Annotated in this window: 10 protein-coding genes, 2 tRNA genes and 3 rRNA genes; 12 read left to right on the top strand and 3 right to left on the bottom strand. The window is 42.1% G+C overall.

The window, feature by feature from the left end:
* Positions 1-17: 17 nt before the first annotated feature.
* The 9 genes from AB1280_RS16735 to tsaD all read left to right on the top strand — a co-directional run bounded on the left by AB1280_RS16735 (position 18) and on the right by tsaD (position 7,771).
* Positions 18-1,568: ribosomal RNA gene (locus AB1280_RS16735) — 16S ribosomal RNA — on the top strand.
* A gap of 137 nt (positions 1,569-1,705) precedes the next feature.
* Positions 1,706-4,628: ribosomal RNA gene (locus tag AB1280_RS16730) — 23S ribosomal RNA — on the top strand.
* Positions 4,629-4,678: 50 nt separating this feature from the next.
* Positions 4,679-4,794, top strand: a 5S ribosomal RNA gene (gene rrf / locus AB1280_RS16725).
* Together the 16S, 23S and 5S rRNA genes with 2 tRNA genes alongside form the textbook arrangement of a ribosomal RNA operon.
* 13 nt (positions 4,795-4,807) lie before the next feature.
* A tRNA-Met gene (locus AB1280_RS16720) sits at positions 4,808-4,884 on the top strand.
* Between the two features lie 3 nt (positions 4,885-4,887).
* Positions 4,888-4,963: transfer RNA gene (locus AB1280_RS16715), tRNA-Asp, on the top strand.
* A 190-nt stretch (positions 4,964-5,153) separates the two neighbouring features.
* Entirely contained in the window at positions 5,154-5,627 is a 474-nt protein-coding gene (gene tsaE / locus AB1280_RS16710; protein ID WP_272191676.1) for a tRNA (adenosine(37)-N6)-threonylcarbamoyltransferase complex ATPase subunit type 1 TsaE, read from the top strand.
* The gene (gene tsaB, locus AB1280_RS16705) at positions 5,608-6,300 is read left to right on the top strand and encodes a tRNA (adenosine(37)-N6)-threonylcarbamoyltransferase complex dimerization subunit type 1 TsaB (RefSeq protein ID WP_429756513.1); all 693 of its coding nucleotides are present in this window, start codon (positions 5,608-5,610) and stop codon (positions 6,298-6,300) included. The genes tsaE and tsaB overlap by 20 nt, the downstream gene beginning before the upstream one ends.
* Before the next feature lie 11 nt (positions 6,301-6,311).
* On the top strand, positions 6,312-6,755 hold the full coding sequence (rimI, locus tag AB1280_RS16700; protein ID WP_429756512.1) for a ribosomal protein S18-alanine N-acetyltransferase: 444 nt from the start codon (positions 6,312-6,314) through the stop codon (positions 6,753-6,755).
* A complete protein-coding gene (tsaD, locus tag AB1280_RS16695) occupies positions 6,755-7,771 on the top strand; it encodes a tRNA (adenosine(37)-N6)-threonylcarbamoyltransferase complex transferase subunit TsaD (RefSeq protein WP_429756511.1) in 1,017 nt (338 codons plus the stop codon). The genes rimI and tsaD overlap by 1 nt, the downstream gene beginning before the upstream one ends.
* Before the next feature lie 307 nt (positions 7,772-8,078).
* Here tsaD and AB1280_RS16690 read toward each other — a convergent pair whose 3' ends face one another.
* Positions 8,079-10,004 (bottom strand): ATP-binding cassette domain-containing protein, encoded by a 1,926-nt coding sequence (locus tag AB1280_RS16690; protein WP_429756510.1) that lies wholly within the window; start codon positions 10,002-10,004, stop codon positions 8,079-8,081.
* A gap of 183 nt (positions 10,005-10,187) precedes the next feature.
* Here AB1280_RS16690 and AB1280_RS16685 point away from each other — a divergent pair, with 183 nt between their 5' ends.
* Positions 10,188-10,817 (top strand): redox-sensing transcriptional repressor Rex, encoded by a 630-nt coding sequence (locus AB1280_RS16685; RefSeq protein WP_272191673.1) that lies wholly within the window; start codon positions 10,188-10,190, stop codon positions 10,815-10,817.
* A gap of 23 nt (positions 10,818-10,840) precedes the next feature.
* Here AB1280_RS16685 and AB1280_RS16680 read toward each other — a convergent pair whose 3' ends face one another.
* Together AB1280_RS16680 and AB1280_RS16675 are read right to left on the bottom strand one after the other, a co-directional pair.
* Complete coding sequence (locus AB1280_RS16680; protein WP_429756509.1) at positions 10,841-11,047, bottom strand: YdiK family protein; 207 nt, start codon at positions 11,045-11,047, stop codon at positions 10,841-10,843.
* Positions 11,048-11,049: 2 nt separating this feature from the next.
* Positions 11,050-11,778, bottom strand: a complete 729-nt coding sequence (locus AB1280_RS16675; RefSeq protein WP_429756508.1) for a CPBP family intramembrane glutamic endopeptidase — start codon at positions 11,776-11,778, stop codon at positions 11,050-11,052.
* Between the two features lie 530 nt (positions 11,779-12,308).
* Between AB1280_RS16675 and groES the strand changes: the two genes are divergently transcribed.
* Positions 12,309-12,593, top strand: coding sequence for a co-chaperone GroES (gene groES / locus AB1280_RS16670; protein WP_020063193.1), 285 nt, complete (start codon positions 12,309-12,311; stop codon positions 12,591-12,593).
* 38 nt (positions 12,594-12,631) lie between these two features.
* A complete protein-coding gene (groL, locus tag AB1280_RS16665; protein ID WP_272191670.1) occupies positions 12,632-14,266 on the top strand; it encodes a chaperonin GroEL in 1,635 nt (544 codons plus the stop codon).
* The last annotated feature ends 179 nt before the right edge of the window (positions 14,267-14,445 follow it).

The raw sequence follows: 14,445 nt of genomic DNA, 5'->3' as shown, positions 1-14,445 counted from the left end.
ATGATGCTAGACAAACTTTATTGGAGAGTTTGATCCTGGCTCAGGATGAACGCTGGCGGCGTGCCTAATACATGCAAGTCGAGCGAACCGATTAAGAGCTTGCTCTTAAGAAGTTAGCGGCGGACGGGTGAGTAACACGTAGGTAACCTACCTATAAGACTGGGATAACTCCGGGAAACCGGGGCTAATACCGGATAACATTTTGCACCGCATGGTGCGAAATTGAAAGGCGGCTTCGGCTGTCACTTATAGATGGACCTGCGGCGCATTAGCTAGTTGGTGAGGTAACGGCTCACCAAGGCGACGATGCGTAGCCGACCTGAGAGGGTGATCGGCCACACTGGGACTGAGACACGGCCCAGACTCCTACGGGAGGCAGCAGTAGGGAATCTTCCGCAATGGACGAAAGTCTGACGGAGCAACGCCGCGTGAACGATGAAGGCTTTCGGGTCGTAAAGTTCTGTTGTTAGGGAAGAACAAGTGCTAGTTGAATAAGCTGGCACCTTGACGGTACCTAACCAGAAAGCCACGGCTAACTACGTGCCAGCAGCCGCGGTAATACGTAGGTGGCAAGCGTTATCCGGAATTATTGGGCGTAAAGCGCGCGCAGGTGGTTTCTTAAGTCTGATGTGAAAGCCCACGGCTCAACCGTGGAGGGTCATTGGAAACTGGGAGACTTGAGTGCAGAAGAGGAAAGTGGAATTCCATGTGTAGCGGTGAAATGCGTAGAGATATGGAGGAACACCAGTGGCGAAGGCGACTTTCTGGTCTGTAACTGACACTGAGGCGCGAAAGCGTGGGGAGCAAACAGGATTAGATACCCTGGTAGTCCACGCCGTAAACGATGAGTGCTAAGTGTTAGAGGGTTTCCGCCCTTTAGTGCTGAAGTTAACGCATTAAGCACTCCGCCTGGGGAGTACGGCCGCAAGGCTGAAACTCAAAGGAATTGACGGGGGCCCGCACAAGCGGTGGAGCATGTGGTTTAATTCGAAGCAACGCGAAGAACCTTACCAGGTCTTGACATCCTCTGACAACCCTAGAGATAGGGCTTCCCCTTCGGGGGCAGAGTGACAGGTGGTGCATGGTTGTCGTCAGCTCGTGTCGTGAGATGTTGGGTTAAGTCCCGCAACGAGCGCAACCCTTGATCTTAGTTGCCATCATTAAGTTGGGCACTCTAAGGTGACTGCCGGTGACAAACCGGAGGAAGGTGGGGATGACGTCAAATCATCATGCCCCTTATGACCTGGGCTACACACGTGCTACAATGGACGGTACAAAGAGTCGCAAGACCGCGAGGTGGAGCTAATCTCATAAAACCGTTCTCAGTTCGGATTGTAGGCTGCAACTCGCCTACATGAAGCTGGAATCGCTAGTAATCGCGGATCAGCATGCCGCGGTGAATACGTTCCCGGGCCTTGTACACACCGCCCGTCACACCACGAGAGTTTGTAACACCCGAAGTCGGTGGGGTAACCTTTTGGAGCCAGCCGCCTAAGGTGGGACAGATGATTGGGGTGAAGTCGTAACAAGGTAGCCGTATCGGAAGGTGCGGCTGGATCACCTCCTTTCTATGGAGAATTGATGAACGCTGTTCATCAATATAAGTTTCCGTGTTTCGTTTTGTTCAGTTTTGAGAGAACTATCTCTCGAAAATATATGTTCTTTGAAAACTAGATAACAGTGTAGCTCATATTTTTTTAATTTTGGTTAAGTTAGAAAGGGCGCACGGTGGATGCCTTGACACTAGGAGTCGATGAAGGACGGGACTAACACCGATATGCTTCGGGGAGCTGTAAGTAAGCTTTGATCCGGAGATTTCCGAATGGGGAAACCCACCATACGTAATGGTATGGTATCTTTATCTGAATACATAGGGTAAAGAAGACAGACCCAGGGAACTGAAACATCTAAGTACCTGGAGGAAGAGAAAGCAAATGCGATTTCCTGAGTAGCGGCGAGCGAAACGGAATCTAGCCCAAACCAAGAGGCTTGCCTCTTGGGGTTGTAGGACATTCTATACGGAGTTACAAAGGAACGAGGTAGACGAAGCAGCCTGGAAAGGCTCGTCATAGAAGGTAACAACCCTGTAGTTGAAACTTCGTTCCCTCTTGAATGTATCCTGAGTACGGCGGAACACGTGAAATTCCGTCGGAATCCGGGAGGACCATCTCCCAAGGCTAAATACTACCTAGTGATCGATAGTGAACCAGTACCGTGAGGGAAAGGTGAAAAGCACCCCGGAAGGGGAGTGAAAGAGATCCTGAAACCGTGTGCCTACAAATAGTCAGAGCCCGTTAACGGGTGATGGCGTGCCTTTTGTAGAATGAACCGGCGAGTTACGATCCCGTGCGAGGTTAAGCTGAAGAGGCGGAGCCGTAGCGAAAGCGAGTCTGAATAGGGCGTTTAGTACGTGGTCGTAGACCCGAAACCAGGTGATCTACCCATGTCCAGGGTGAAGTTCAGGTAACACTGAATGGAGGCCCGAACCCACGCACGTTGAAAAGTGCGGGGATGAGGTGTGGGTAGCGGAGAAATTCCAATCGAACCTGGAGATAGCTGGTTCTCCCCGAAATAGCTTTAGGGCTAGCCTTAAGTGTAAGAGTCTTGGAGGTAGAGCACTGATTGGACTAGGGGTCCCCATCGGATTACCGAATTCAGTCAAACTCCGAATGCCAATGACTTATCCTTAGGAGTCAGACTGCGAGTGATAAGATCCGTAGTCAAAAGGGAAACAGCCCAGACCGCCAGCTAAGGTCCCAAAGTGTGTATTAAGTGGAAAAGGATGTGGAGTTGCTTAGACAACTAGGATGTTGGCTTAGAAGCAGCCACCATTTAAAGAGTGCGTAATAGCTCACTAGTCGAGTGACTCTGCGCCGAAAATGTACCGGGGCTAAATACACCACCGAAGCTGCGGATTGATACCTATGGTATCAGTGGTAGGGGAGCGTTCTAAGTGCTGTGAAGTCAGATCGTAAGGACTGGTGGAGCGCTTAGAAGTGAGAATGCCGGTATGAGTAGCGAAAGACGGGTGAGAATCCCGTCCACCGAATGCCTAAGGTTTCCTGAGGAAGGCTCGTCCGCTCAGGGTTAGTCAGGACCTAAGCCGAGGCCGACAGGCGTAGGCGATGGACAACAGGTTGATATTCCTGTACCACCTCTTTATCGTTTGAGCAATGGAGGGACGCAGAAGGATAGAAGAAGCGTGCGATTGGTTGAGCACGTCCAAGCAGTTAGGCTGGTAAGTAGGCAAATCCGCTTACCGCGAAGGCTAAGCTGTGATGGGGAAGCTCCTTATGGAGCGAAGTCTTTGATTCCCCGCTGCCAAGAAAAGCTTCTAGCGAGATAAAAGGTGCCTGTACCGCAAACCGACACAGGTAGGCGAGGAGAGAATCCTAAGGTGTGCGAGAGAACTCTGGTTAAGGAACTCGGCAAAATGACCCCGTAACTTCGGGAGAAGGGGTGCTTTCTTAACGGAAAGCCGCAGTGAATAGGCCCAAGCGACTGTTTAGCAAAAACACAGGTCTCTGCGAAGCCGTAAGGCGAAGTATAGGGGCTGACACCTGCCCGGTGCTGGAAGGTTAAGGAGAGGGGTTAGCGCAAGCGAAGCTCTGAACTGAAGCCCCAGTAAACGGCGGCCGTAACTATAACGGTCCTAAGGTAGCGAAATTCCTTGTCGGGTAAGTTCCGACCCGCACGAAAGGTGTAACGATTTGGGCACTGTCTCAACCAGAGACTCGGTGAAATTATAGTACCTGTGAAGATGCAGGTTACCCGCGACAGGACGGAAAGACCCCGTGGAGCTTTACTGTAGCCTGATATTGAATTTTGGTACAGCTTGTACAGGATAGGCGGGAGCCTTTGAAGCCGGAGCGCTAGCTTCGGTGGAGGCGCTGGTGGGATACCGCCCTGGCTGTATTGAAATTCTAACCTACGGGTCTTATCGACCCGGGAGACAGTGTCAGGTGGGCAGTTTGACTGGGGCGGTCGCCTCCTAAAAAGTAACGGAGGCGCCCAAAGGTTCCCTCAGAATGGTTGGAAATCATTCGTAGAGTGCAAAGGCATAAGGGAGCTTGACTGCGAGACCTACAAGTCGAGCAGGGACGAAAGTCGGGCTTAGTGATCCGGTGGTTCCGCATGGAAGGGCCATCGCTCAACGGATAAAAGCTACCCCGGGGATAACAGGCTTATCTCCCCCAAGAGTCCACATCGACGGGGAGGTTTGGCACCTCGATGTCGGCTCATCGCATCCTGGGGCTGTAGTCGGTCCCAAGGGTTGGGCTGTTCGCCCATTAAAGCGGTACGCGAGCTGGGTTCAGAACGTCGTGAGACAGTTCGGTCCCTATCCGTCGTGGGCGTAGGAAATTTGAGAGGAGCTGTCCTTAGTACGAGAGGACCGGGATGGACGCACCGCTGGTGTACCAGTTGTTCTGCCAAGGGCATAGCTGGGTAGCTATGTGCGGAAGGGATAAGTGCTGAAAGCATCTAAGCATGAAGCCCCCCTCAAGATGAGATTTCCCATAGCGTTAAGCTAGTAAGATCCCTGAAAGATGATCAGGTTGATAGGTTCGAGGTGGAAGCATGGTGACATGTGGAGCTGACGAATACTAATAGATCGAGGACTTAACCATATAATATGAAGCAAATGTTATCTAGTTTTGAAGGAATATACCTTCATAAGTCTGGTAATGATGGCAGAGAGGTCACACCCGTTCCCATACCGAACACGGAAGTTAAGCTCTCTAGCGCCGATGGTAGTTGGGACTTTGTCCCTGTGAGAGTAGGACGTTGCCAGGCTTATTTTTATCATCGCGGGGTGGAGCAGTCTGGTAGCTCGTCGGGCTCATAACCCGAAGGTCGCAGGTTCAAATCCTGTCCCCGCAACCAAGTGGTCCCGTGGTGTAGTGGTTAACATGCCTGCCTGTCACGCAGGAGATCGCCGGTTCGACCCCGGTCGGGACCGCCACTTATATAAAATAAAGAACGAAACAATGTGTTTCGTATTTTTTTATTTATTCTAATTAAACTTATAAGACAGTCAATCTTATCCTTAGGAAAATTCCTAAGGTCTTTTTTATATATTTGAAACTGAAACAAAAATAAAAAATCTGTATAATAAAGAGTAGAGAATACTAACAGTAAGGTAGGTGAAACCTTTGAATAAATATGAAATAAAGACGATGTCTTCAAAAGAAACGCAGCATTTATCAGAAAAGCTTGGACAATTAGTTGAGGTGCAGGATGTTTTGATTTTAGAAGGGGATTTAGGTGCAGGTAAAACAACATTTACAAAAGGTCTTGCAAAAGGTCTTGGTGTAAAACGTGTTGTAAATAGCCCCACTTTCAATATTATTAAAGAATACAAAGGACGATTACCGCTGTATCATATGGATGTATACCGATTAGCAGAGAGCGAAGAAGATTTAGGTTTTGATGAATATTTTTATGGTGAAGGTGTAACAGTGGTGGAATGGGCGCATTTAATAGAGGCTTTTTTACCACCTTCACTTTTAAAAATTAGTTTATTCCACGAGGGAGATAGTACAAGGAAAATTGTATTAGAGCCGAGTGGAGAACGTTATATTAGATTATGTGAGGAGCTATTACAAAATGAAAGTACTAGCAATTGATACTTCTAACTATGTAATGGGAGTTTCTCTTATTGATGGAACTACTGTTGTAGGAGAGATCATTACAAATTTAACAAAAAACCATTCTGTGCGTTTGATGCCAGCAGTAGAGCAACTTTTAAAAGAATGTAATGTGAAACCAAAAGAATTAAATAAAATCGTTGTAGCGGCAGGTCCGGGCTCTTATACAGGTGTTCGTATTGGTGTGACAGCGGCGAAAACATTGGCCTGGTCACTGCAAATTCCGATTGTGGGTGTATCGAGCTTAGAAGTACTAGCAGCAAACGGAACCAATTTCCCAGGATACATTTGTCCATTATTTGATGGCCGTCGTCAGCAAATTTATACAGGATTATATACATATAGAGAACAAGAATTACAAGCTGTGAAAGAAGATCGTATTGTTCTCATTGTTGATTGGCTTCAAATGTTAAAAGAGATGGAGCAACCTGTTTTATTTATCGGAAACGATGTAGAACAGCATAAAGATACAATTGTAGAACAGTTAGGAGATCAAGCTGTATTTACTGCGCCGACGAAACATAATCCACGTCCAAGTGAATTAGCTTTCTTAGGCTTACAGAAAGAGGAGCAACCTGTGCATACATTTGTACCAAGTTATCTTCGTTTAGCAGAAGCAGAGGCAAAATGGTTAGAAAGTCAAAATAAGTAGGAGTCTTATAAATGAATATTACATTTAGAAATATGAAGGAAGAAGACATACCACAAATTGTTCTGATTGAAGAATCTTCATTTACGACGCCTTGGACTGCCGAAGCATTTGAACGGGAATTAAACATGAATGAGTATGCGCACTATGTTGTGTTGGAAACAGAGGAAGGAATTATAGGCTATTGCGGACTTTGGATTATTCTTGATGAATCACATATCACGAACATTGCTATATTGCCCAAATACCGTGGTCTAAAGCTTGGAGTAGCGTTGTTACAAGAGGTAATGAACAAAGCGAGAGCTTTTGGAGCAAAGACGATGACACTTGAAGTACGTGTTTCAAATGAAGTTGCGAAAAAGTTATATCGAAAATTTGGTTTTCAAAATGGCGGAATTCGTAAAAGATACTATACAGACAATTATGAAGATGGTCTTGTAATGTGGGTGAATTTATGATGAAAAAAGATACAATTATTCTTGGTGTTGAAACAAGCTGTGATGAAACGGCTGTAGCAGTTGTGAAAAATGGACGAGATATTTTAGCGAACGTTGTAGCTTCGCAAATTGAAAGTCATAAACGTTTTGGTGGGGTTGTTCCAGAAATTGCATCTCGCCACCATGTTGAACAAATAACGGTTGTATTAGAAGAAGCGTTAAAAGAAGCAAAAGTGAAATTTGAAGATATTGATGCAATTGCTGTTACTGAAGGACCAGGCCTCGTTGGCGCATTGTTAATTGGGGTGAATGCAGCAAAAGCAGTAGCTTTTGCGCATAATATTCCTTTAGTTGGTGTGCATCATATCGCAGGACATATTTATGCGAATCGTTTAGTACAAGAACTACAATTTCCATTACTGTCTCTCGTTGTATCAGGTGGACATACAGAGCTCGTTTATATGAAAGAGCATGGTTCATTTGAAGTAATTGGAGAAACGCGAGATGATGCTGCTGGAGAGGCGTACGATAAAGTGGCGCGTACGTTATCATTACCGTATCCGGGTGGACCTCATATTGATCGTCTTGCGCATGAAGGAGAGCCGACAATTGATTTGCCTCGTGCATGGCTGGAGCCTGATTCATATGATTTTAGTTTCAGTGGATTAAAATCTGCAGTTATTAACACTGTGCATAACGCAAAACAGCGCGGAGAAGAACTTACCCCTGAAAATTTAGCTGCTAGTTTCCAGGCAAGTGTAATTGATGTATTAGTAACAAAAACAATAAGAGCAACAGAAGAATATGGTGTAAAGCAAGTGCTTCTTGCTGGTGGAGTAGCAGCCAATAAAGGATTACGAGCACGCTTAGAGGAAGAGTTTACAAAGAAAAAAGATGTTGAACTTATCATTCCTCCGTTATCCTTATGCACAGATAACGCTGCTATGATTGCTGCTGCTGGTACGATTGCATATGAGCAAGGAAAGAGAGCAACGTTAGCATTAAATGCAAACCCTGGTTTGGATATTGAATCATAATTCAAGAACGGTTAGTTGTGGATAGAGAAATCCTTTTTGATAAAAGATATAATTTTATACACAGAATTAACCACAACATGTGGATAAAACCTACATTATCTGTTGATAATGTAGGTTTTTTTGTGAGTATAAAATGTGGATAAATATTATCGTTCTTGTGGATAACGTGGAAAACTTTTGTTTATATTGAAAATATAAAGGTAAATCTGTGAATATTACTGTGGATAAAGTGAAACTTCCATCAGTGGGATCTTACTATCCTAAAATAGCAGGATAAATAAAACGGTCAGTGTAATCACTGACCGTTTCATAGTTGTAATTCTTCCCATTCTTCCATACATGCTTCTAATTGTTCTTGAAGTGTTTGTTTTTTTGCTGTAATATCACTGGCTCTCTCGTAATCAGCGTATACTTCTGGAAGACAAAGTTGTTCCTCTAATGCCGCGATTTGTTCTTCAATTGCTGCAATCTTTTCTTCTAGTTCTTCAATTCTACGCATACGTTGGCGTTCTTGCTTTTTACGTTCTTTTTCTTCGATGTAATTTAATTTTTCTTGTGCCACTTGTTTTTGTACAGGTTTATTTGTTTCTTGGTCTTCAAGTTCAGCGCGTTCGAGCATTTCATTTTTCTTTTCTATATAATAATCGTAATCACCGAGGTATTCCTCAGCTCCACCCTGGGATAACTCAATCACCTTTGTGGCAATGCGATTAATGAAATAGCGGTCATGGGAAACAAATAAAATCGTTCCTGGAAAATCAATAAGCGCATTTTCTAAAATTTCTTTGCTGCTTAAATCTAAATGGTTGGTCGGTTCGTCTAAAATAAGTACATTTGACTTTTGCATCATAAGCTTTGCAAGAGCTAAACGTGCCTTTTGTCCACCGCTTAAAGAAGAAACGGGTTTTAGAACGTCGTCACCAGAAAATAAAAAGTTCCCAAGTACTGTGCGAATCTCTTTTTCTGGTTGCATCGGATAATCATCCCAAAGTTCATCTAATACACGTTTTGATGATGTTAAGTTTGCTTGTTCTTGGTCATAATATCCGATAGAAACGTTAGAACCAAACGAAATAGTACCGTTTAAAGGGCGAAGTTTATCCACAAGAGATTTTAATAAAGTGGATTTTCCGATTCCGTTTGGACCGACTAGCGCAACACTATCACCTCTCGTTAATTGGAAACGAATGTTTTGAATAATTGGCTCATTCTCATAGCCAATTGTCACATCTCTTACTTGTAATACATCATTACCACTTTGTTTATCGATATCAAAGTGGAAAGAAGCGGATTTTGTATCGCCGATTGGTTTGTCCATAAGTTCCATACGATCTAATTGTTTTCGGCGGCTTTGCGCCCGTTTTGTTGTAGACGCACGGGCAATATTCTTTTGGATAAAATCTTGCAATTTTGTTACTTCTTCTTGCTGTTTTTCGTAACGTTTCATCTCTTGTTCATATAGGGCCGCTTTAAGGTCTAAGTATTTACTATAGTTTCCTGTGTACTTTCGACTTTGTTTATTGGAGATTTCATATACTTGTGTGACAAGTCTATCTAGAAAGTACCGATCGTGTGAAACGATTAAAATAGCCCCAGGATAACCTTGTAAATATTGCTCGAGCCACGTTAATGTATCGATATCTAAATGGTTGGTTGGCTCATCGAGAATAAGTAAATCTGGTTTTGTTAATAATAACTTCCCGAGAGCTAAACGAGTCTTTTGTCCACCGCTTAATGTGGAGATTGTCGTTCCGTGTGTTTCGGGAGGAAAACCAAGACCGCTTAAAACAGAACGAATATCAGCTTCGTATTGATAGCCGCCTTCATTTTTATAGTCTAATTGTAGACGATCATATTCTGCTAACAATTTTTCATAAATGGTTTCATTTGTGAAGTTCTCTTCTTTTCCCATTTCTTGTTCTAGTCTGCGGAGTTCTTTCTCCATGCGTTGTAAGTGAAGAAAGACCGTTAGCATTTCATCCCAAATTGTTAATGATGTTTCAAGACCAGTGTGCTGCGCTAAGTAACCGATAGATACATCTTTCGGCTTTATAATTTCGCCGCCGTCATGGGATAATTCTCCGGCAATAATCTTTAATAATGTAGACTTTCCTGCGCCATTACGCCCGACAAGTGCAATACGATCGCGCGTCTGTACTTCTAACTTAATGTTTGAAAGAATCACTTCGGCGGCGAACAACTTGGAAAGGTTATTCACTTGTAGTAAAATCAATGTTTTCACCTCAAATATTTTCTTAACTTTGCCATGATTATATTTCTCAATCATACTAAAAATAGTGTATAGTTGAACATAAATAGAGAAATTCTCTCTCTATTATACAAGGAAAACTATCAATGCTAAACTTCCGTACATGTTTCAATCACTTGAACAGATAGGAAGAGAGGAGGGGGTTGCATGGAGCAGCCTAAAATTCCGCAGGCAACTGCCAAAAGATTGCCTCTATACTATCGATTTATCCAAAACCTATCGTTATCTGGTAAGCAACGCGTATCATCTGCAGAATTAAGTGAAGCGGTGAAAGTGGATTCAGCGACAATTCGAAGAGATTTTTCATATTTTGGGGCATTAGGGAAAAAGGGATATGGCTATAATGTAAATTATTTATTGTCGTTTTTTCGCGAAACACTTGATCAAGACGATGTAACACGTGTAGCATTAATTGGGGTAGGTAATTTAGGTACCGCTTTCTTACATTACAATTTTACGAAAAATAATAATACAAAAATTGAGATGGCATTTGACGTTGATGAAGAGAAAGTTGGAAAAGAAATCGGCGGGATTCCAGTATATCATCTGGATGAGTTAGAAGAGAGACTATCGGGTGATATAAAAGTGGCAATATTAACAGTGCCTGCTTCTGTTGCACAAGCTGTAGCAGATCGCTTATCACATACGAGCATACAAGGTGTTTTAAACTTTACACCTGCTAGGCTAAACATATCAGAACATATTCGAATTCATCATATTGATTTAGCGGTAGAGTTACAAACGCTCGTGTACTTTTTGAAAAATTATCCACAATAAAAACGCAGGAATCTCCTGCGTTTTTATTGTGGATAATTTTTCTGGCTATCTTTTTTCGGTTTAGAAAAAAGAAGGCGAATTGCCAAATTAAAATCAACTGTTGCCATTATGGCAAGTAGTATTGTGTAAAAGTTCCAAATCGTGTCTTTCACACTTGTGATTGCTAAGTATGTAAATATACAACCTAGAAGAAAATACAAAGTTGCCATAACAAATGGTGAATTTCGCATGTTTAAAATCCTCCGATGAATCCTTGCAGTTTTTCAGCTTTTTCTAGATAGGGACGAAGTACGAATGTAATTAACATAACATTTGTATTCATCATAACATGAGCCATAATTGGTACAATAATTCGTTTTGTTTGTACGTATAAAAATGAAAAAACAAGTCCCATGGAAATATACACTAATAAATGTGTAGGGTCAAAATGAATGAGAGCAAATATAAGCGAACTTACGATTGCTGCGATAAAGAAGTTATATCGTTTATATAGTGTGCCAAATAGAATTTTTCTAAATACAATCTCCTCAAGAATAGGAGCAAATATAGATGAAACAATCATAAATAATGGCGCAGCTTTTATAATATCGATAATGTTTTGTGTATTTTCAGATTCTGCTTTAATTTTAAAAACTTGTGTTTCAATTGTGCCAGCAATAACTTGGGCAAATAAAGCAAGAAAAACTCCTAGAATAATCCACCCTATCGTAGCAGGTATGTTTGTTTTTCCGCGATTCCATTTTTCGGATTCTGTATCATTACGGAGTAACACAAGGATGATGATAAGAGCGATAAAGAAGCTAATCAGTCCCCAATGTGCACTTGCCAGTTGAACTTTTTCTTCAAAGGTCCGGTGTCCATTATTGTATACTCCGCTTTTTAAAAGAATCCATCCACCGATTATACCTGATAATTGCATCAAAATATATGTAACAATAACCCACCAATATTGTCTCTTCAATTTCGTAACTCCTTTTTGAATTTTTTGTAAAGAAAAAGGAAAATGCTCTATCCATAGAGAAAACAACTTATGGCATCTTTCTTATTGTAACATAGGAGAAGGTGAAAAAAAGATGGAATCTCTATCATGTGCAAGTTAAAAAACGCCATAGGCCCCTTTCTTTTTAGAGGAGGACGAGAGTAGTTGGCCGTGCTTAGAAGCAGTCAGAGCCTTTTCCTGCCACATACGATGTTTATAAACAAAGGGAGCAAGTAACGGTCATGTTGTATTTTGTATAGCAGTGACTTAATATGTCGGAAAATTAAAATGGATATATGTATCAATGCATCTTCCATTATGTAATTATTAAGTAAGGTATAAACACTTTGGAACAAGTGGAAGAGGGGATAAAATAGTTTTCCGAAAAATTACGATTTTTTCACTTGCAAAAGAAAATGAGATTCTTTATTATAATAAGTGTGTTAGCACTCGAAGTGTTAGAGTGCTAATAAATATAAAATTTACATAATAAATTGAGGAGGTTGTTGTTCATGCTAAAGCCATTAGGTGATCGCGTTATTATTGAACTTGTTCAGGCAGAAGAAAAAACAGCAAGTGGTATCGTACTACCAGACACTGCAAAAGAAAAACCACAAGAAGGTAAAGTAGTGGCAGTTGGTACTGGTCGTGTGCTTGAAAATGGTGAGCGTGTTGCTTTAGATGTAGCTACAGGAGATCGTATCATCTTCTCAAAATATGCAGGTACTGAAGTGAAATACGAAGGTACAGAATACTTAATTTTACGTGAAAGCGACATCTTAGCAATTATTGGTTAATTATATAAATCTTTAAAAATTCAAGGGGGTCAAATATTATGGCAAAAGATATTAAATTTAGTGAAGAAGCACGTCGTTCGATGCTTCGCGGTGTCGACACTCTTGCAAACGCAGTAAAAGTTACACTTGGACCAAAAGGTCGTAACGTTGTACTTGAGAAAAAATTCGGTTCTCCGCTTATTACAAATGACGGTGTAACAATCGCAAAAGAAATTGAATTAGAAGATGCATTTGAAAATATGGGTGCAAAACTAGTTGCAGAAGTTGCTAGCAAAACAAACGATGTAGCTGGTGATGGAACAACAACTGCAACTGTATTAGCGCAAGCAATGATTCGTGAAGGTTTAAAGAACGTAACAGCTGGTGCGAATCCAATGGGTCTTCGTAAAGGTATTGAAAAAGCTGTTGTAGCAGCAATTGAAGAATTAAAAACGATTTCTAAACCAATCGAAGGTAAATCTTCTATTGCACAAGTAGCTGCTATTTCTGCTGCTGACGAAGAAGTAGGACAATTAATTGCAGAAGCGATGGAGCGCGTTGGTAACGACGGCGTTATTACATTAGAAGAATCTAAAGGATTCACAACAGAATTAGATGTAGTAGAAGGTATGCAGTTCGACCGTGGATATGCTTCTCCTTACATGATTACTGATTCTGATAAAATGGAAGCTGTTCTTGATAATCCATTTATCTTAATTACAGATAAAAAGGTTTCTAGCATTCAAGAAATCTTACCAGTATTAGAGCAAGTGGTACAACAAGGTAAACCACTTCTTATCATCTCTGAAGACGTAGAAGGCGAAGCGTTAGCTACATTAGTAGTAAATAAACTTCGTGGTACGTTCAACGTAGTAGCTGTTAAAGCTCCTGGCTTCGGTGATCGTCGTAAAGCGATGTTAGAAGATATCGCAATCTTAACTGGCGGCGAAGTAATTACAGAAGAGTTAGGCCGTGACTTAAAATCTGCAACTATTGCATCTCTAGGCCGTGCTGGCAAAATTGTTGTAACGAAAGAAAATACAACAATTGTTGAAGGTGTAGGAAACACAGAACAAATCGAAGCTCGCATCGGTCAAATTCGTGCGCAGTTAGAAGAAACAACTTCTGAATTCGATCGCGAAAAATTACAAGAACGTCTTGCTAAATTAGCGGGTGGCGTAGCTGTAATTAAAGTGGGTGCGGCAACTGAAACTGAATTGAAAGAGCGCAAACTTCGCATTGAAGATGCACTTAACTCAACTCGTGCAGCAGTAGAAGAAGGTATTGTTGCTGGTGGTGGTACTGCACTTATGAACGTATATACTAAAGTAGCTGGTCTTGCAGCTGAAGGCGACGAAGCAACAGGTATTAACATCGTACTTCGTGCGTTAGAAGAGCCGGTTCGTCAAATCGCAGTGAACGCTGGTTTAGAAGGTTCTGTAGTTGTAGAGCGCTTAAAAGGCGAAAAAGTTGGCGTTGGTTTCAACGCAGCAACAGGCGAATGGGTAAATATGCTTGAGTCTGGTATCGTAGATCCAACGAAAGTAACTCGTTCTGCTCTTCAAAACGCAGCATCTGTTGCGGCAATGTTCTTAACAACTGAAGCAGTTGTTGCTGACAAGCCAGAACCAAACGCACCTGCAATGCCTGACATGGGTGGCATGGGCATGGGCGGTATGGGCGGTATGATGTAATAAGCCCTCATTATGAGAAGCTGTTCAATGTTATAAATAGTTAGTAAAAAGGCTACTTCCTAATGAAAGGAGGTAGTCTTTTTGTGTTAGATACATAGAGATACTTGAAAAAACTTCGTGTACAAACAATCGTTGAGAGCGGTCTCACTATATAGGGAAATAATTTCTGTAGAATTTTG

It is taken from the genome of Bacillus sp. S10(2024) (genome assembly GCF_050473865.1).
Classification (GTDB): Bacteria; Bacillota; Bacilli; order Bacillales; family Bacillaceae_G; genus Bacillus_A.
The sequence above is the reverse complement of the archived record's forward strand: the minus strand, read 5'-3'. Positions and strand labels throughout refer to the sequence as shown.